Below are 18,649 nucleotides of genomic sequence, written 5' to 3'. Positions count from 1 at the left end.
CGATGGGCGTACTCGGCGACTGGGCGCGCGGGATGCCCGCCGATGCCGCTGCCGAGCTGTTGCAGGAGCGCGGGATTCCGGCCGGTGCGGTGCAGGACGGTCGCGAACTCCTCGAGCACGACCCGCAGTTGAGGGCCCGCGGCTTCTACGTCCGTCTTGAGCACCCGGCGGCGGGCGCCTTCCTCCACGAGGGTGTGCCCATCCGCCTCAGCGGCACACCGGGCGGAGTACGCAAACCCGCGCCCCTGCTCGGTGCCGACACCGACGAGGTGCTGAGCGAGGTGGCAGGCATCAGTCCTGAGCGGCTTCGGCGACTTCACGAGGCCGGAGTTCTGCGGTGGGTGGCATCGCGGATGCGCTGACCGTGCCGCAACTGGTCGACGCCGCCGAGAAGTTCGGCGACCGGACCTTTCTGCGGGTGGGCGGCACGACGCGGACGTACGCGGAGACCCGCGAGGCCGCCGCCACCATGGCCGGGGCACTCGCGGCACGGGGCTGCCGACCGGGCGACCGGATCGCGGCCCTGTTGCCCAACCGGATCGAACTCGTCGATCTGACCCTGGGCTGCGCCTGGCTCGGCGCGGTCGTGGTGCCGTTGAACACCGCTCTGTGCGGCCGGTCGCTGCGACATGTGCTGCACGAAGCGCAGCCGCGATTCCTCTACGCCGAGGGCGAGTTGGCGGAACGTGCCGTCGAGGCGGGCCATCAGGGCACGGTGTGGGTGGCGGGCGAGGAGGACGTCCCCGCGCCCGGCACGACCGGAGCGCTCCCGCCCGCCCCGGTACGTCCACAGGACACCGCCGCCGTTCTCTTCACCTCGGGAACCACGGGCGCGTCGCGCGGTGTCCGCTGTCCGCAGGCCCAGTTCGTGTGGTGGGGCCGCAACGTCGCGGACTCCCTGCGCCTCACCTCCGACGACGTGCTCTTCACCTGTCTGCCGCTGTTCCACACGAACGCCCTCAACACGCTCGCGCACGCCATGACGGTGGGCGCGAGCTGCGTCGTCGGCGGGCGGTTCTCCGCAACGCGGCACTGGGCGCAGGTCGCTCAGACCGGCGCGACCGCGGTGTACCTGCTCGGTGCGATGGCGCCCATGCTGCTGGCGCAGCCGCCGGGCCCTCAGGACCGGGCCCACCGGGCGTGGCGCGGGCTGTCGCCGGCGACCCCTGCCGCCGCGTGGGAGCCGTTCCGCGAGCGCTTCGGCATCCGTCTCGTCGACGGGTTCGGTTCCACCGAGACGAACCTCGTCACCGGCTCCACACCCGAGGAGACCCGTCCCGGCTACCTCGGCACCGTACGCGCGGGCTTCTCCGCCCGGGTGGTCGACGAAGGCCTCGCTCCTGTTGCGGACGGGACGCCCGGTGAACTCGTCGTCCGCAGCCACCGGGAGCACGCCTTCTCGACCGGCTATGTGGGCGACGCGATGGAGCCCTCCGACTCCTGGCGCCGGACCGGCGACCGCGTGATCCGCGAGCCGGACGGCTGGTTCCGTTTCGTCGACCGGATCAAGGACGTCATCCGGCGCCGCGGCGAGAACATCTCCTCGTCCGAGGTGGAGTCGGCGGTCCGCACCCATCCGGCGGTCGCCGAGGCCGCCGCGTTCCCGGTCTCCTCCGAACTGGCCGAGGACGAGGTGATGGTCGCGATCGTCGTCCGGCCCGGCACCGATCTGGACCCGGAGGACCTGACCCGGCACTGCGCGCTGGAGCTGCCCGCGTTCGCCGTGCCCCGCTACATCGAGACGGTCCCGTCCCTGCCGCTGACCGAGACCGGCAAGGTCCGCAAAGCGGCCCTGCGGGAACGCGGCGTCACCGCCGGCACCTGGGACCGGGCGCGCACCGCGGGACGTACCGCCCAGTCCTGACGTCGACGGCCATCTGCTGGGAGTTCAGCCGCCGGTCGCGCCAAGGGGATCCGTCAGTGCGACCGGTTGTCCGGTGCGCAGCGACTCGTAGGCGGCCAGCACGATCCGGAGGGTGCGCAGGCCCGTCTCGCCGTCGGGAGACGGCCGCCGTCCGGTGCGTACGGTGTCGAGGAACTCCTCGAGCATGGCGGCGTCCAGGTCTGCTCCGCCCGCCTCCCAACGGTCGCGACCGGTGGTGGAGTCGAACCCGCCGAGCAGCGGGGGGAAGGCGTCGAACTCCACGATCGCCTTCTCGCCGACGCAGGTCATGGCGAGCCCGCCCCAGGTGGGGTGGTCCGGCGGATGGCTCCAGCTGGCGTCCACGGCGGCGACCAACCCGCTGGGGTACCGGACGGTGACAAGCGCCGCGGTCTCGACGTCCGGAGCGGGGCCGTCGTCGTCCAGGATGCTGTTGGCCTGGGCGTACACCTCTGCCGCCTGCTCGCCGTCCAGCAACGCGTCAACGAGGTCGGCGATATGGACGGTGTGGTCGGCCAGAGCTCCGCCGCCCGCCAGTTCCGGGTCGGCGAACCAGGGGCGCGTACGGGCCGGGTTGGAGCCGTTGTTGGCTCCGTGGACGCTGATCAGGCCGCCGAGCGAGCCGTTGGCCAGCGCGCGGCGCAGGGCGGTGAAGGCGGGGCTGAACCGTACGGGATAGGCGGTCATCAGCCCGACCCCGGCGCGCTCACAGGCGTCGATCATGGCTCGTGCGTCCGCCTCCGTGGTCGCGAGGGGCTTCTCGCAGAGCACATGGGCCCCGGCCGCGGCGGCCCGCTCGACCAGGTGCCGGTGCCGGGCGTTCTCGCTGGTGACCACCACGGCGTCGGGACGGAGGGCGAACACCTCGTCCCAGGTGTCGGCGTAGGCGGCACCCAGGCTTTCGGCGAGTTGACGGCCCCGGGTGGGGTCGTCCGGCGGGGCGTCCGGATCCGAGGTGATCAGTTCGATGCCGTCGCGGTCGCGCAGCAGCCCGATGTAGGTCGCTGCGTGCACATGGGCGAAGGACAGTACGGCGACTCTCACTGGTCGATTCCCCCTGTGGGTACGGTGGTTGGCCGCGCGGCGAGCTCTACGGTCCGGCCGGTACGGGCGGACTCCGCCGCGGCCTCGGCGATGCGGACGGCGGCCACGCCGTCCCGGCCGCTCACCCGTGGTTCCGGACCGCCCGCGAACGCCTCGGCGAACTCGCGGATCTGGGTGAGGTAGGGCGACGGACCGAACTCTCCGCCGGGTATGCCGTCCGCCGGGCCGCCGGACACGGCACCGGTGATCCGCAGGTCGAGGTGGGCCTGCGAGTCGTGCTGGACGGTCCCGCCGGTGCCCGACACATGGAACGTGGTGCGGAACGGCGTTGCCGGCGGCCCCCACACCCCTACGACCTGTGTGATGGCGCCTCCCGCGTGAGTGAGTACGGCGGTGCCGGTGGCGACCGCCCCTTCCGGGGCCGGGGTGGTGAGATGCCCCTGGTGCCGGGCGTGAACCCGTACGACCTCGCCGAAGAGCCAGCGGGCGATGTCCATGTCGTGGATCATCTGGTCCGTCAGAATCCCGCCGGAACGGGCCGGGTCGGCGAACCAGCCGCTCCAGGTGGGATAGCGGCCGGTACGGGTGAACCGCGCGACCGCCACCCGGCCCAGACCGCCTCCGGCGACCAGGTCCCGAAGCCGGGCGTAGGCGGGGAAGAAGCGCACGACATGTCCCGGGTACAGCCTCACCCCGGCCGCTTGCGCCGCGTCGGCCATCTCCTCGGCCTCGGCCGCGCTGAGCGCCAGCGGCTTCTCGCACAGGACATGGGCCCCCGCCGCGACGGCGGCCAGCGTGATCTGCCGGTGGGTGTCGGTCGGGGTGCACACATCCACCACGGCCGCCCCGGTGATCGCCTCGCCCAAGGAGCCCACTGACGTCGCGCCGAACTCGCGAGCGAGGGCGGGGGCGCGGGCGTCGGGTGCGTACAGGCGTACGCGCGCGCCGAGGGCGGCCCACGCGGGCAGATGCGTGCGGGCGATGCCGCCCGCGCCGATCAGCGCGACTTCGAGTTCTGCCATGGAGTTCTCCGACCTCCTGTGGGTTCAGGCCTTGTGTGGTCAGCTGTGTTCAGCCCTTGAGGGCGCCGCTGAGTACGCCGCTGATGAAGTGCCGCTGGAAGAACAGGTAGACGAGCACGACCGGGGCGATCACGATCAGGGTGGCCGCGGCGAGCAGCGGCACGTCGACGCCGAACTGCCCGGTGAAGAAGCCCAGTCCGGCGGGTGCGGTACGGCGGGCCGGGTCCTGGATCAGGATGAGCGGCAGCAGGAATTGGTTCCAGCTCCAGACGAAGTACAGAACGCCCAACGTCGTAATCGCCGGGCGGGAGTTGGGCAGCAGGATCCGCCAGAGCGTCGCCCACGACGAGGCGCCGTCCAGCCGTGCGGCTTCCATCAGGCTGCGTGGCATGGTCGCGAAGTGGGCGCGCATCCAGAAGACCCCGAACGGCATGAACGCGGCGATCTCCGCAAGTGCCAGCCCCGGCACGGTGTTGGTCAGCCCGATGGCGCGCAGGTCGTAGTAGAGCGGGATGATGGTGCCCTCGGTGGGGATGGACAGGCCGAGCAGCAGATACGCGTAGAGCCTTCCCCGGCCGGGGACGTCCAGGGTCGCGAGCGCGTACCCGGCGAGGGTCGCGCACACCACCGCGGCCGGCACCACGCACAGCGCGATGACCACGCTCGACCGCAGCAGTGTGCCGAAGCCGGCCGCGGACCAGGCGCGGGAGAAGTTCTCGAAGTGCAGGCCGTCCGGCAGGGCGAAGCCGGTCAGCGGGGCGCCCGCCGGCTGGAGTGCTGCCAGCAGCAGGGAGGCGAACGGCACCAGCACGGCGGCCATGAACAACGCGAGCACGACGGGAGCCGCCAGCCGCCCGGTGACCGCTCTAGTCGTGGAGGTCGGTGAGATCGTCGAGGTCGGTGAGGTCACGGCGCCTCCCTGGACAGCCGGTTGATCACCAGGACGGCGAGGGAGATGACCACCGTCAGCACGATCGCCAGCGCGCTGGCGACACCGACGGCGCCGCCCCCGAAGGCCAGGCGGTAGATGAGGATTCCGGGGACGACGGTGCTGTTGCCCGGGCCTCCCCCGGTCGTGATGTAGATGAGGTCGAAGCTGGACAGTGCGGCGATCACGGTGATGGACAGTGCCACCGCGAACTCCGGCCGCAGCAGCGGAACGGTGATCGCCGTGAACTCGCGGACGGGGCCCGCCCCGTCCATCCGTGCCGCCTCGTAGATCTCCGGGTCGATGCGCTGGGTCCCGGACAGGAACAGCACCATGCACAGGCCCGAGACGACCCAGCTGCCGATCAGTCCGACGGCCGGCAGGGCCCAGGTGAAGCTGCCCAGCCAGGCGTCGGTGAGGCCGCCCAGGCCGATCGCCCGCAGCGCCTGGTTGAGGGTGCCGTCCTCGGCGTACACCCAGCGCCAGAGGATGCCGACCGCGACCAGCGGGATGACCTGGGGCAGGAACAGCACCGTGCGGACCAGAGTGGTGCCCCGGCGCCCGGCACGCCGGGACACGATCGCCGCCGAGACCAGCCCCAGGCAGATGGGCAGGACGGAGAAGAACAGGATCAGCGCACCGGCATGCCAGGCGGCGGCGCGCAGTTGTGGGTCGGTGGCGATACGGCCGTAGTTGTCGAGGCCGACGAAGGACGGGAGGGTCACCCCGTCCCAGTCGAACAGTGAGAGGTACGCGGTGTGCAGCAGCGGTAGTACGGCGAAGAGCGTGTAGGGCAGCAGGGCCGGCAGCAGGTACAGCAAGGCCACGGCCCGGCGTCGGCGGCGGCCGGACCGCGCCGGGCGGGGCTGCTTGCGCACGCTGCTGTCGGCCGCGAGCTGCACCGGGCTCTGGGCGCCGGCAGCAGGGGCGGGATCGGTCAGTCGGTCGGCCGTGGTCATTTGTGGTAGTTCTCGAAGTCCGTCTGGAGACCGGCGAGGAACTTCTCGGTGGTGGTCTTGCCTCCGGCGAGCAACTGCAGCTGGGTGGTGAGGGTGTCGGCCATCGTCGGGCTGGAGGAGTTCTGGATGAACGGCTGCAGACCGGCGTCCTTGACGACCGCCTGCCAGCCCTTCTGGACATCGCCCAGCAGTCCGCTCTGGCTCGGCATGGCGCCCGCGTCGGGAGCCATGAAGCCCGCCTTGGCGGTGATGGCCGCGGCCTCCGCGCCGGCGGTGAAGTCGAGGAAGGCGGCGGCCGCGGCAGCGTTCTTCGACTTGCTGGACACGCAGTAGTACACCCCGGCGCCGGTGGTGCGTACCTTCCCGCCGGAGGTGACGGGCGGCATGTTGAAGTAGCCGGCCCCTTCGCCCAGGCCCTCGGCGACCGCCGCCGCGGCCCAGTTGCCGCTGATGCGGAAGACGCCGTCGCCCTTGGCGAACGCGGCGGTGGCGTCGTTGTCGCTGACGCCGTTGACCTTGGGGGTGACATACCCCTCGTCCACCCACCGCTTGAGCGTCTCGGCCGCCTTCTCGGCCTCCGGCAGCACGATGGTGGCGCTCTGGTGGCCGTAGGCCCACGCCTCGCGGTCCTTCGGCGTCAGATGGGCCGAGAGCAGCACGTTGAAGGCGTGGTTGAGGCCGCCGTCGAGGTTGCCGGCGACGAGTGCGGTCTCACCGGCCGCCTTGGCCTTGGCGAAGAGGGCCTCCAGCTCTTCCAGGGTGGCCGGAGGGACGGTCAGGCCGAGCTTCTGCGCCTTGGACTTGTTGTAGTAGACGCCTTCGAACGACAGGCCCGCGCCCACCCCGTACAGATGGCCGGTACCGACGGTCTTGCCGTCCGGGGTGAGGGTGATCTGGTCCAGGCCGGGGAACTTCTTGGCCCAGCCGTACGCCTTGCCGTACTCGCCGACCTTGAGCAACAGCCGCCCCGGGACGAGGTTCTGCATGCCGGAGGTGAACTGGGCGATGTCGGGGGCGCTGTCGGCCGACATGGTGGTGTTGATGCTCTTGAGGTAGTCGTCCCAGCCGGTGTAGTTGCGCTTGACGGTGATGTTCGGGTGCTTCTTGCGGAAGGCCGCGATCAGCCCCGGGGTCATGGTGGTGTCGTCGGCGTCGGCGACCACCAGCGTGATCTTCTCGTCGGCCGGGATCGCCGTGGAGACGGGGCCGGTACTGCTCTTGTCGGACGACGATGCGCCTGGGGTCAGTTCGCTGCACGCGGTGAGCGCCGCGGCGCCGACCGCGCCGGTGACTGTGAGGAACGTACGTCTGGACAGGGACGACGGGGACGACGGGCTGGGGCTCATGGGGTCTCCTGGGCGTGACGGGACGCGGCGCGGCGGAGGCGGCGGAGGAGGGTGAGAAGACGCCGTCGAGTCGCCGTGGAGTTCGACTGGTTCGATAACGCAGTTGCGTTTTATAATCGGAGCGAGTCTGGCAGGCGTCAAGGAGTCATGGCTGGATTGTTATCGTCGGGGCGGTCCGCACCGGTCCCCGGCTGTACCGCTGTTGGGCCGCTCCACAGGAGGTTGATCATTGGCCACGTCCAGGGACCGCTCCCCGTCCCGGGCACCCGCCGCGCAGGCGCCGTGGCCGCTCGGCGGACAGCCCGAGCCGTACTCCCCCGGGCGCGAACTGCCCGCGGTGGTGGGCGTCGCGGACCTGCGTGCCACGAACGCCGCGGCCATTCTCGCCGCCGTACGCTCGACCGATCCGCACCCCCGGCTCTCCACGCTGGCCGAGGCAACCAAGCTCTCCCGTCCCACAGTTGAGGCGATCGTCGAGGAACTCATGGACCGCGGCCTCATCGAGGTCGCCCCGGCCGTCTCCGCCCGTGGCCAGCGTTCGCCGGGCCGCCCGGCCCGCCGGTTCCGCTTCTGCCCGCACGCGGGCTATGTCATCGGCGTGGATGTACGGGCCCGCTCGGTGAGCGCCTGTCTGGCCGACCTCGACGGCCAACCGGTGGCCGTCGAACGCAAGGCGGTGCGCGCCGACTTGGGTGGCCGGGCCCGCGCCCGCGCCGTGACCGGGGTGGTGCGGCGCACGATCGAGCGCTCCGGAGCCGACGCCGGGCGGGTGTGGGCCGCGACGGTGGGCACCCCCGGCCTGGTGGACCGGAGCAACACCCGTGTCCGGCAGGCCGACAACCTCAAGGGCTGGGCCGAGGCGGACATCGTCACCACCCTCCGCGACGCCCTCGGCTGCCCGGTCGCCGTAGAGAACGACGCCAACCTCGCCGCGCTCGGCGAGCAGTGGCGCGGGGTCGGCGGCGCGGCCGACGAGATGGTCTTCGTCCTGCTCGGCGAACGCCTCGGCGCGGGTGTCATCACCGGGGGGCGCCTGCTGCGCGGACACCGCGGTGCGGCCGGTGAGATCGGCTTCATCCGGTTCCCCGGCAGCACCTCGTCGCAGCCCGGCCTCGAACCCCTGGTACCGGACGCCGTCGCCTCGGATCCTCCGGATCCTGCGCGTGGCACCGGCACCGACATCGTCCGCGGTGCCGCTTCAGGGGATCCCAAAGCGGTCGCGGCCATCACGTCGTACGGACGAAGGCTGGCCGCCGGAATCGCCCCCGTGCTGCTGGCCCTCGACCCTGCGCTGGTCGTGCTCGGCACCAGCCTCTTCCCCAACCCCGGCCTGCTTCCGGCGGCTGAACTCCTCCTGAACGCCGCCGAGGAGGAGGCCGGCAGCCTCCTCGTCGACCTGCCGCAGTGGCGGTTGTCCGCCCTGGGCGACGAGGCCGTGATCACCGGCGCCGTCCGCTTCGCCCTCTCCTCCGTCGAAGAGGTGCTCCGCACCCGGCCCACCAGCCTTCCGCCCCAGGGGGCACTTGGCCGGCCCACGGGCCTGGAGACGGGGGCAGAAGCCCCCTAGTGGCCTGAGTCGGATGACCCAACGCCCAACGCCCAACGGGTCACTGGTTGGTTCTTGGGTGCGAGTGCGGGTGCGCTGCGGCTTGTCGCGCCCACGCGACGGAGTCGCATATCGACACCGCCCCGCGCCCCCTCTAGGACTGCCCGTTCAGCGTCCTTCGACGGTCACGCAACAGCGCCCGGAAGCTCAGGGCGACCGACGAGCCATCAGGTCATCTGTCCCGGACTCTTGACTCGGTTAACCACAGTCGCGATTCTCATGGCATCCGCTTGTACGAGTCATGACAGCCAGGCATTGATCTAGTCATGCCCATAACCATCTGTCTGGCTCATCGACAGCGCCATCCGCCGACCGGAGACGTGAGTGATGACCATGACTCGACAGCCACACCGCAGGCGTACCCCCATCACGCTTCTCTCGCTGCTCTTCATCGTGATGACCATGACGCTCGGCCCCACGTCCAGTTCCGCGGCCGAGACGGACTGGTGGAACCCGGTCGCGCGGCCCGCGCCGGACTCCCAGATCAATGTCACGGGCGAGCCCTTCAAGGGAACCGACTCCCAGGGGGAGGTACGGGGTCTCGTCGACGCGCACAACCACCTGTTCTCCAACGAGGCCTTCGGCGGCCGGCTCATCTGCGGCAAGCCCTTCTCCGAGAAAGGGATCGCCGACGCGCTCAAGGACTGTCCCGAGCACTATCCCGACGGCTCGCTCGCGATCTTCGACTACATCACCCACGGCGGTGACGGCAAGCACGACCCGGTCGGCTGGCCGACGTTCAAGGACTGGCCGGCGTACGACTCAATGACCCATCAGGCGAACTACTACGCCTGGATCGAGCGCGCCTGGCGCGGCGGTCAGCGGGTCCTCGTCAACGACCTCGTCACCAACGGCATGATCTGCTCGGTCTACCCCTTCAAGGACCGCAGTTGCGACGAGATGACCTCGATCCGGCTCCAGGCGAAGCTGACGTACGACATGCAGGACCACATCGACAAGATGTACGGCGGCACCGGCAAGGGCTGGTTCCGGATCGTCACCGACAGCGCGCAAGCCCGCGAGGTCATCGAGCAGGGCAAGCTCGCCGTCATCCTGGGCGTCGAGACCTCCGAGCCGTTCGGCTGCAAGCAGGTCCTCGACATCGCGCAGTGCGACAAGGAGGACATCGACAAGGGCCTCGACGAGCTGTACGACCTGGGCGTGCGCAGCATGTTCCTGTGCCACAAGTTCGACAACGCGCTGTGCGGGGTCCGCTTCGACGAGCACGGGCTCGGTACGGCCATCAACGTCGGCCAGTTCCTGTCGACGGGCACCTTCTGGCAGACGGAGAAGTGCACCGGCCCGCAGAAGGACAACCCCATCGGGGAGCCCGAGGCGTCCGACGCCGAGGAGGACCTCCCGGACGGCGTGGAGGTCCCGGAGTACGACGAGGACGCACAGTGCAACGTCCGCGGTCTCACCGGTCTCGGCGAGTACGCCGTGCGCGGCATGATGAAACGCAAGATGATGCTCGAGATCGACCACATGAGCGTCAAGGCCACCGGCCGGGTGCTCGACATCTTCGAGGCCGAGCAGTACCCGGGTGTCCTGTCCTCGCACAGCTGGATGGACCTCAACTGGACCGAGCGGGTCTACTCCCTCGGCGGCTTCGTCGCCCAGTACATGCACGGCTCCGAGGAGTTCAGCGCGGAGGCGAAGCGCACGGACGCGCTGCGCGAGAAGTACGGCGTGGGCTACGGCTACGGCACCGACTTCAACGGCATCGGAGACCATCCCGCCCCGCGCGGCGCGGACACCTCGAACCCGGTCACGTACCCCTTCAAGAGCGTCGACGGCGGCTCCGTCATCGCCAAACAGACCACCGGCGAACGCACTTGGGACTACAACACCGACGGCGGCGCCCACGCCGGCATGATCCCGGACTGGATCGAGGACATCCGGAAGGTCGGCGGCCAGGACGTCGTGGACGACCTCCTGCGGGGCGCCGAGTCCTATCTCGGCACCTGGGGAGCGTCCGAGGACCACAAGGCCGGGGTCAATCTCGCCTCGGGCTCGACCGCCTCGGCCAGTTCCTCGGAGTCGAACCCGTTCACGAGTTACGCACCCTCCAGGGCCGTGGACGGCAAGCCGAACACCCGCTGGGCGAGCGACTGGAGCGGCGACCAGTGGCTCCGGCTCGACCTCGGGTCCGCGACCCTCGTCAAGCGCGTCACCCTCGACTGGGAGCGTGCCTACGGGAAGGCGTACCGCATCCAGCTCTCCACCGACGGCACGAACTGGCAGTCCGTATGGTCCACCACCGCCGGCGACGGCGGCCTGGACACGGCCCGGTTCAGCGGCGTGCCGGCCCGCTATGTGCGCGTCCAAGGGCTCGAGCGGGGCACCGAATGGGGATACTCCCTCCGCGAAGTCGGCGTCTACAGCAAGTGACGGCACCGAGTCGGTGTCCAGGGCCGCGGCCGGCCGGATCAGCTCGCCTGATCCGGCCGGCCGCGGGCCGCTTTCCCCGGCGGAACACAAGAGCCGAGACACAAGAGCCGAGACACGAGAGCAAAGGGATTCCACATGGCACGGATGCCGTCGGCCGAGCGGCGCCGACAGCTCACCGAGGCGGCGATCCGTGCGATGACCCGAGACGGTGTCCCCCGGACGACGACCCGGTCCATCGCCGCCGAGGCGGGCGTGTCACTGAGCGTCTTCCACTACTGCTTCGACTCCAAGCAGGCCTTGATCGAGTCCGTCATCGAGACGATCACCGGTCATTACGTCACGGTGGTGAAGGAAGCGATCCGGCCGAAAGCCACCCTGCGGGAGACCATCGGGGCCGGCTTCCAGGCCTACTGGGACCATGTGTCCGCCAATCCGGGCGAGCACATGCTCACGTATGAACTGACTCAGTACGCCCTGCGCCAACCCGGGTTCGAGCATCTGGCACGACGGCAGTACGAGCTGTACTCCGACACCTACGCCGAACTCATCGAACAGCTCCGGCACAGCATGAACTTCGAACTCCGCGTACCCGTCCCCGTGTTGGCCCGCTATCTGGCCGCCATGACCGACGGCCTGACTCTGAACTTCCTCGTCCTCGGCGATGACGCGGCCTGGGCGGACATTCTCGACACGATCACCGACCACGTCGCCGGTCTCGTCCGGGACGAGGCACCCGCGACGACCTGAACGCCAGGCTCCGCCCCTGGCTGGTAGAGCCGCGGAGCCGGTCGGGGAGCGGGCACCCCTGATCCTCCCCTGATAAGGCGTAGTACCAGTTGTTGCAGCCGACCACCGGCTGCGCGCCGCCTCTCTCAGCCCTTCACCGCGCCGGACGTGAGCCCTTGGACGATGTGGCGGCTGGCGAAGGCGAACAGCAGCATCGTGGGCAGGATGGTGAGGACCGCCGCCGCGGACATGGAGCCCCAGTCGATGTTGAAGCTGGAGATGAATCCGTTCAGGGCCGTGGGGACGGTCTTGTTGGTGTCGCTGTTCATCAGCGTCACGGACAGGAAGAGTTCGTTCCAGCAGTTGACGAAGTTGAAGATGAACGCGGCCACGATCCCGGGACGCATCACCGGCAGCAGCACCCGGAACAGCGCCCCGAACCGGGACAGGCCGTCGATCATGGCGGCCTCCTCCAGCGCGTCGGGGATGTTCTCGAAGAAGCCGCGGAGCATCACCGTGCAGAACGGGATGCAGACGGCGATGTAGACGAGGATCAGCCCGAGCCGGTTGTCGACCAGCTTGAGATCGGTCATCAGCAGGTACAGCGGTCCCAGCGCGATGAAGGTCGGGATCATCTGGGTGACCAGGGCGGCCATCAGCAGGGCGGACTTGGTACGGAACTCGAAGCGGGCCAGTACGTACGCCGACAGCATCGAGATCGCCGTGGCGACCGCGCCCGCGACGGTCGCCACGATGAGGCTGTTGGTGAGGTAGACGCCGAAGTCGGCCTTGCCGAACAGCCCGCTGTAGTTCTCCAGCGAGAAGCGCTCGGGCCAGTAGGCGATCGGGAAGGTGAAGATGTCGCCGGGTGCCTTCAGCGACGTGATGGTGATCCAGTAGAGCGGGAAGACGGTGAAGACCAGCCACAGCCCCAGGACGGTGAACTTGGTGGCCCGGCCGGCCGTGGACTCCTTGCCGATCACGGCTTCACCTCTCGCTTGTCGTCCCGCTTCTCGCGCGTGGCCAGGAGGAAGAAGACCGCGAACACCAGCAGCGTGGCGACCACGATGAGGCCGAGCGCGGAGGCCCTGCCGTAGTCGCCCTGCTGGGTGATCTTGATCATCCAGGTGGTCACGATGTGCGTCTCGTTGTTGGGTCCGCCGCCGGTCATTCCGAAGATCAGGTCGGGGAAGTTGAAGATCCAGATGACCCGCAGCAGCACGGTCAGCGCGAGGGTGACCCTGATGTACGGGATCGTGATCTGGAACAGCGTGCGCACCTTGCCGGCTCCGTCGAGCGCCGCCGCCTCGTACAGCTCCTCGGGGACGGACTGCAGCGCGGCCAGGATCATGATCGTGAAGAAGGTGACCCCGTACCAGACGTTGGCGACCACGACGGCGAACATCGCGGTCTTCGGGTCGGCCAGCCAGGCGACCGGCTCGTCGATCAGCCCGGCCTTCTGGAGCAGGTCGTTGACGACGCCGAACTCGCTGTTGAACAGCCAGCGGAACAGGATGCCGATGAGGAATCCGGAGATCGCCCAGGGGAAGAAGACCAGCGCCTGGTAGAGGCCCCGGAAGCGGAACTTCCGGCGCAGCCACAGGGCGAGGGCGAAGCCGATCACCAACTGGGGCACGATCGAACCGAACACCCACACGGCGGTGTTGGTGAGGACGGTGCCCCAGGCGGGGTCGGCGAAGACGTCACGGAAGTTCTTCAGGCCCACCCAGGAGGTGTCGCTCAGGTCCGTCAGATTCCAGTTGCGGAAGGCCATCTGGCTGCCGGCGATCATCGGGTAGTACGTGAAGACCGCCACGAAGATCGCGGCCGGGGCCATGAAGGCGGCGATGAGCAGCCCGCGCCGGGAGGTGAACTCCGGCTTGCGGCGGCCCCGTTCGGTGCCTCGGGCGGGCGGGCCTCCCCTCTTCCGGTTCCGGGAGGAGCCCGCCGACGCCGTTTTCACCGTTTCCGTCGCACTTGTACTCGTACTCGAACTCGTCGTTTCGGACGCGGACGGCATTTTGCCTAGCCCTCCTGCTGCCACTTCTCGGTCCAGTACGCGTCCCAGCCGGCCAGCAGCGCCTTGGGCGTCAGCTTGCCGAGCACCATCTTCTGCACGTCGGCGTCGGCCTTCTGCTGCCACTCGGTCCACCAGGCGACGCCGCGCGGCTGACTGACGTTGAGGTACTTCTCCGGCTGCTCCGTCATGGTGACGTAACTGGACCAGGGGCCGGTCTTGTAGAACGGATCCTCGGTGGCCGACTTGAGGATCGGCACCAGGCTGTTCTTCTTGGTGAAGGTCGTCGACGCCTCGCCCTCGGAGAGGAACTCGACCAGCTTGACGGCCTCGGCCTTGTTCTTGCTGCCGTCCGCGACGCCCCATCCCGCGGTGGCCAGCGGCTGGACGGTCTTGCCGCTGGGGCCTGCCACCAGCGGGGCGGTGTCCCACTGGTCCTTCGCGATCGCCTTGGACTCCGAGACGGTGGCGATCACTTCGGGATCCTGGAGCAGGAAGGCCGTGGAGCCGTTGGCGAAGCCCTCGACCATCTCCGGATAGCCCCAGGACACGGACGACTTCGGGGACGCCTGCTTGAAGAGCTTGAGGTAGGTCTCCATGGCGTCGAGGGCTTCGGGCACGGAGAAGATCGTGCTGCCGTCCTTCAGCTTGAAGCCGTTGGCGGGGTCGATCTCGTCGGCGACGTACGCCTCGATGACGGCGGTGGCGTTGCCGTTGGCGTTGGCCCCGCCGCGGAAGGCATACCCGTAGCGGCGCTTCCCCGGGTCGTGGATGGCGGAGGCCTGCTTCAGCAGCTCGTCCCAGGTGGCCGGCGGCGCGCTGAAGCCGGCCTCCTTGATCAGGTCGGTGCGGTAGAAGACGCTCAGGCCGTAGAAGCCGTACGGGACGAAGTAGGTCTCGCCGTCGGCGTCCTGGGAGGCCTTGACGGCGTTCTCCGTCATGGCCTCCCAGCCCTTCCAGCCGGTGAGGTCCTTCTTCATGTCGTAGAGCCAGCCGTTGTTCGACCACGGGCCCACGGTGGTGTCCCGCACTTCGAGGGTGTCCACGCCACTGCCGGACTGGAGCATCTGCTGGATCTTCTGGTCGGCCTGCTCGGTGGGCGGCGAGACCAGATTGACCTTGATCTTGGGGTTCTGCTGTTCGAAGTCCGCTATGAGGTCCTTCAGCAGATCCGTGCGGGCGGGGTTCGTCAGGCTCTCGACCATGTTGAGGGTGACCGTTCCGCCACCACCATCGCCGCTCATGGCGGAGCAGCCAGTCAGTATCATCGTGGCGACTGTGCCGAGGGCGAGAGCTACCGTCCTTCTTCTCATCGTGCCGACCTCTTCCTTGGATGCGGCCGCGCCGGCGGCGGCTTCGGGGCGGGGGTTTCGCGGTGCCGCGCCGCTACGGCGCGGCGGGGTGTTCGCGGGCCGCGCGGGCCCACTCGCAAAGGACGGGGACGCAGTCCTCGGCGAAGTACTCGTAGTCGGCGGCGGTGTTGTAGACGTGCGCGGACAGCCGCAGGTAACCGGTGCCGCCGAAGCTGGTGAAGGCCGTCTCCACGCCCAGCTCCCGGGCGGCCCGGTCGCGCAGCGCGTCGGCCTCGACGCGGCTGGCGCCCAGCCCCGCCGGCAGCCGCACCAGACGCATTCCGGGCACCGGCATGCCCACGTCGACGGCGCTGGGTTCGCCGGTGAGCTCGGCGAAGGCGGCGCCGACGACGCGCTCGGCGTAGCCGACCAGGTCGTCCATGTACTGGCGGGCGGTCCCCCAGCCCCAGGTGCGCTCGATGAGGTCCAGAGCCGTCGGCGCCGCCAGATAGCTGGTGAGGTCCACGGTTCCCTGCTGGTCGAAGCGGTCGGGATACGGATCGGCGACGCCCCACGAGTCGATCAGGGGGTAGAGCTGCTCGCGCCGCGGGCCGCGGGCGACCAGCGCGGCGGTGCCGCGCGGTGCGCAGCCCCACTTGTGCAGGTTTCCGGCCCAGAAGTCGCACGTGACACCGTCGAGGGGGGCGGCGATCAGACCGGGGGCATGGGCGCCGTCGACGAGAAGCGGGATGTCGCGCCGCCGGGCCTCCGCGCCGATCCGCTCCACCGGCATCCGGCGTGCGGTCGCCGAGGTGATGTGGTCGAGGACGACCAGATCTGTGGCCTCGCCGATCTCGGCGGCCACGGCCTCGTACGCCTGCTCCTCGTCCGCGTCCAGCGGCACCCGGGCGGTGCGGACCCGGCCGCCCCAGCGGCGTGCCAACCGCTCGGCGCCCATGGTCACAGCCCCGTAGCCGTGATCGGTGACGACGATCTCGCCACCGCGGCGGCGGGAGAGGCCGGCGAACACGACGCTGGCACCGGCACTCGCGTTCGGCACCAGGGCGAGGTCGTCCGGGGCGACCCGCAGGAAGGCGGCGAGTTCGACCCGGGTGGCGGCGATCCGCTGCGGCAGCGCCGGGAACCACACCACCGGGGAGCGCTCCATTTCCGCACGCAGCTGGTTCTGCCGCTCCTGCGCCACCGAGGGGACCGCCCCGAACGAGCCATGGTTCAGGTGCTTCATCGCGGGGTCCAGCGACCACGCCCGGGCGGCGGGTCGGCCGTCGGCCAGCAGGAGGGGGCGCGGGGCGGTGGTGACCTCGGTCTCGCTCACATCACTCCATATCTGCCCGGCCTGAGTGCCCGAGACATCAGACAGTGTCTGAATTTCTTCCAGAGACGTATGATGACTCGGCATCCTGGCATGGCATTTTCGCGCCTGCAAGGCCAATGCAAGGGAAAGTCATCAGATGAATCCTGGCCGATACATACAAGACATCTGATGACTCGGGATGACTCGGTACAGTGCACGAGGGCTTCGGTGATGCCGCCGGCCCGTCAGGGAGGAGTCGAATGTCCGCAGTCGACAAGGCGTTCCACGGCCTACGACACATGATCGCGACGGGACGTCTCGGTGCGGGCGAGCGCATTCCGCCCGAGGCCGAGCTCGGCGAGGAACTCGGCGTCTCGCGGGGATCGTTGCGTGAGGCCGTGCGGATGCTCGCGGCCCTGGGAGTGGTCGAGCCGCGGCACGGCTCGGGTACCTACGTCTCCCAGCTCAGGCCGGAGGACATCATCGGCAGCCTTTCGCTGACCCTCGAACTTCTGCCGCTGCCCGGCCTGTTGGAGGTGTACGAGATCCGGCGGGTCCTGGAGGCTCATGTCGCGGCCAAGGCCGCCGCGCGCCGAACCCCCGAGACCGTGCGGACGCTCTTCTCGCTCATCGAGGCCATGGAGGCCACCGACGACCCCGCCGAGGCCTCGGAGCTCGACCACCGCTTCCACGCGGAGATCGCCCGGGCCGCCGAAAACCCCACCCTCGCCTCCCTGCTCGCGGTCTTCCGCGCCCGCTCCCGCAAGTACCAGGTCTTCACCCTCCCCGAGGGCCCCGAGCTGCGGCGCAAGAGCGACGCGGACCACCGCGTACTGGCCACCGCGATCGCCGACCGCGACCCTGGCTCCGCCGCGGGCGCGGCCGAGGCCCACGTCACCCAGACGGAGCGGTGGCTGCGTGCCTTCATGCCTCCGGTGGAGGAGGGCGCCCGGGGCCGGGAGAAGAGCGGCGAGGCTGACGGCGCCCTGAGCTGATGGCACTCGGCCGTCGGCAGGCGTACCTCGCGGCGCCCATCACGGGGCGATCGACGCGACAACGCGGTCGAGCCACAGGGTGGGGCCGTCCAGGTCGAAGCTGAGCATGGCGGCGCAATGTGCGCCGCCCGGCCAGGCGGGCGGCGGTGCTTGATGCATGGGCGGTTCCGATTCGCGTGAGTTCGACGTCAGTTCTTGCGCGGCCGTGGCTCGGTGGGGTCGAGCAACTGGCCGCGCAGGACGGTGAGTTGGTGGGAGGTCTCGACGGCCCGGTGTTCGTCCAGTGAGGCGAGGGCCAGGACGAGGGTGTCCATGATGACCGTGCCGGTCAGGGACTCGGCGGTGATGCCAGTCGGGGTGTGGGGCGCGCTGATCACCACGTCGGCGCGGGCGGCGAGGGGGCTGGTGGGTTCGTCGGTGACGAGTAGGACGCTCGCGCCTACCGCCCGGGCCCGCTCGGTGAGGACGGTGAACTCCCGTAGCAGTCTGCCGGGTTGGAGGATCACCACGGCGTCGCCGCGGCCGAGGTCCAGCAGTTCGTCGGCCATCGTGAAGCCGGTGGCGCCGACGAAGCGTGCCCGACGGCCGGCCCGGCGCAGCTTCAACACCAGGTGGCGGGCGGCGAGTTCGGAGGCGCCGACGCCGTACGCGACCACTTCGCGCGCGTCGGCCAGAATCTGGACCGCCTGCTTGAATACGTCCGTCTCCAGCAGCCTGCGGCACTGTTCGAGACGCTCGGCTGCCTCGTCGAAGACGCGGTCCTTGATCTGCTCCAGGTCGTGGCCGACATGGGCGATGCGCTGCTTGAGCCGCTCCTCGGGGGCGGTCGCGGAGGTGAAGTCGGCGGCGAGTTCCCGCTTGAGCGCGGGCAGTCCGGTGTAGCCGAGGCGCTGCAGGGCCCGTACGACGGTGGCGTTGCTGGTGCCGCTCGCCGTGCCCAGCTCCTGCGCGCTGGCGAACAGCAGGTGCTCCGGCGGCGTGCTCGCCAGGTACTGGGCCACCACGCGCTCGGAGGCGGACAACTCCCCCCACAGGTCGCGAATCGTGGCGTGGAGTCGTGTCGCTCCGGTTACGTCTTCTGTTTCGCTCATTACAGCTATTGACTTCCTCGTAGCGTCCATTACTA

At 69.7% G+C, this 18,649-nt stretch carries 16 protein-coding genes; 6 read left to right on the top strand and 10 right to left on the bottom strand.

Going from position 1 to position 18,649, the window contains the following annotated elements; translation table 11 throughout:
• Nucleotides 1–2 precede the first annotated feature (2 nt).
• Entirely contained in the window at nucleotides 3–362 is a 360-nt protein-coding gene (locus OHT21_RS42535) for a CoA transferase (RefSeq protein WP_328773585.1), read from the top strand.
• Nucleotides 338–1,864, top strand: a complete 1,527-nt coding sequence (locus OHT21_RS42530; protein ID WP_328773584.1) for an AMP-binding protein — start codon at nucleotides 338–340, stop codon at nucleotides 1,862–1,864. Before OHT21_RS42535 ends, OHT21_RS42530 begins: the two co-directional genes overlap by 25 nt.
• 24 nt (nucleotides 1,865–1,888) lie before the next feature.
• Here the strand turns inward: OHT21_RS42530 and OHT21_RS42525 are convergent, their stop codons facing one another.
• From OHT21_RS42525 to OHT21_RS42505, 5 genes are read right to left on the bottom strand one after another with little or no spacing between them, the layout of a single operon-like run.
• A complete protein-coding gene (locus OHT21_RS42525) occupies nucleotides 1,889–2,926 on the bottom strand; it encodes a Gfo/Idh/MocA family protein (RefSeq protein ID WP_328773583.1) in 1,038 nt (345 codons plus the stop codon).
• The gene (locus tag OHT21_RS42520) at nucleotides 2,923–3,948 is read right to left on the bottom strand and encodes a Gfo/Idh/MocA family protein (protein WP_328773582.1); all 1,026 of its coding nucleotides are present in this window, start codon (nucleotides 3,946–3,948) and stop codon (nucleotides 2,923–2,925) included. The genes OHT21_RS42525 and OHT21_RS42520 overlap by 4 nt, the downstream gene beginning before the upstream one ends.
• Before the next feature lie 49 nt (nucleotides 3,949–3,997).
• The gene (locus OHT21_RS42515) at nucleotides 3,998–4,858 is read right to left on the bottom strand and encodes a carbohydrate ABC transporter permease (protein WP_328773581.1); all 861 of its coding nucleotides are present in this window, start codon (nucleotides 4,856–4,858) and stop codon (nucleotides 3,998–4,000) included.
• Nucleotides 4,855–5,835 (bottom strand): carbohydrate ABC transporter permease, encoded by a 981-nt coding sequence (locus tag OHT21_RS42510; RefSeq protein WP_328773580.1) that lies wholly within the window; start codon nucleotides 5,833–5,835, stop codon nucleotides 4,855–4,857. Before OHT21_RS42510 ends, OHT21_RS42515 begins: the two co-directional genes overlap by 4 nt.
• The gene (locus OHT21_RS42505) at nucleotides 5,832–7,181 is read right to left on the bottom strand and encodes an ABC transporter substrate-binding protein (RefSeq protein WP_328773579.1); all 1,350 of its coding nucleotides are present in this window, start codon (nucleotides 7,179–7,181) and stop codon (nucleotides 5,832–5,834) included. Before OHT21_RS42505 ends, OHT21_RS42510 begins: the two co-directional genes overlap by 4 nt.
• A gap of 229 nt (nucleotides 7,182–7,410) precedes the next feature.
• On the opposite strand from OHT21_RS42505, the gene OHT21_RS42500 reads away from it, so the two are divergent.
• From OHT21_RS42500 to OHT21_RS42490, 3 genes are all read left to right on the top strand, one after another.
• Nucleotides 7,411–8,748: an ROK family transcriptional regulator gene (locus OHT21_RS42500; protein ID WP_328773578.1), complete on the top strand. Its 1,338-nt coding sequence runs from the start codon at nucleotides 7,411–7,413 to the stop codon at nucleotides 8,746–8,748.
• A gap of 366 nt (nucleotides 8,749–9,114) precedes the next feature.
• Nucleotides 9,115–11,178, top strand: a complete 2,064-nt coding sequence (locus tag OHT21_RS42495) for a discoidin domain-containing protein (RefSeq protein ID WP_328773577.1) — start codon at nucleotides 9,115–9,117, stop codon at nucleotides 11,176–11,178.
• A 135-nt stretch (nucleotides 11,179–11,313) separates the two neighbouring features.
• Nucleotides 11,314–11,925 carry a TetR/AcrR family transcriptional regulator gene (locus tag OHT21_RS42490; protein WP_328773576.1) on the top strand — a complete coding sequence of 204 codons (612 nt, stop codon included), beginning with the start codon at nucleotides 11,314–11,316 and terminating at the stop codon, nucleotides 11,923–11,925.
• Nucleotides 11,926–12,050: 125 nt separating this feature from the next.
• Here the strand turns inward: OHT21_RS42490 and OHT21_RS42485 are convergent, their stop codons facing one another.
• From OHT21_RS42485 to OHT21_RS42470, 4 genes are all read right to left on the bottom strand, one after another.
• The gene (locus tag OHT21_RS42485; protein WP_328773575.1) at nucleotides 12,051–12,887 is read right to left on the bottom strand and encodes a carbohydrate ABC transporter permease; all 837 of its coding nucleotides are present in this window, start codon (nucleotides 12,885–12,887) and stop codon (nucleotides 12,051–12,053) included.
• The gene (locus OHT21_RS42480) at nucleotides 12,884–13,924 is read right to left on the bottom strand and encodes a carbohydrate ABC transporter permease (protein ID WP_443050574.1); all 1,041 of its coding nucleotides are present in this window, start codon (nucleotides 13,922–13,924) and stop codon (nucleotides 12,884–12,886) included. The genes OHT21_RS42485 and OHT21_RS42480 overlap by 4 nt, the downstream gene beginning before the upstream one ends.
• Nucleotides 13,925–13,929: 5 nt before the next feature.
• Nucleotides 13,930–15,234 carry an ABC transporter substrate-binding protein gene (locus OHT21_RS42475; protein WP_328773573.1) on the bottom strand — a complete coding sequence of 435 codons (1,305 nt, stop codon included), beginning with the start codon at nucleotides 15,232–15,234 and terminating at the stop codon, nucleotides 13,930–13,932.
• Between the two features lie 73 nt (nucleotides 15,235–15,307).
• Nucleotides 15,308–16,549 carry an aminotransferase class V-fold PLP-dependent enzyme gene (locus OHT21_RS42470; RefSeq protein ID WP_328773572.1) on the bottom strand — a complete coding sequence of 414 codons (1,242 nt, stop codon included), beginning with the start codon at nucleotides 16,547–16,549 and terminating at the stop codon, nucleotides 15,308–15,310.
• Between the two features lie 239 nt (nucleotides 16,550–16,788).
• Between OHT21_RS42470 and OHT21_RS42465 the strand changes: the two genes are divergently transcribed.
• Nucleotides 16,789–17,523, top strand: coding sequence for a FadR/GntR family transcriptional regulator (locus OHT21_RS42465; protein WP_328773571.1), 735 nt, complete (start codon nucleotides 16,789–16,791; stop codon nucleotides 17,521–17,523).
• A gap of 188 nt (nucleotides 17,524–17,711) precedes the next feature.
• Here OHT21_RS42465 and OHT21_RS42460 read toward each other — a convergent pair whose 3' ends face one another.
• Nucleotides 17,712–18,614 (bottom strand): MurR/RpiR family transcriptional regulator, encoded by a 903-nt coding sequence (locus OHT21_RS42460; protein WP_328773570.1) that lies wholly within the window; start codon nucleotides 18,612–18,614, stop codon nucleotides 17,712–17,714.
• Nucleotides 18,615–18,649 lie beyond the last annotated feature (35 nt).

It is taken from the genome of Streptomyces sp. NBC_00286 (assembly GCF_036173125.1).
Taxonomy (GTDB): Bacteria; Actinomycetota; Actinomycetes; order Streptomycetales; family Streptomycetaceae; genus Streptomyces.
The sequence above is the reverse complement of the archived record's forward strand: the minus strand, read 5'-3'. Positions and strand labels throughout refer to the sequence as shown.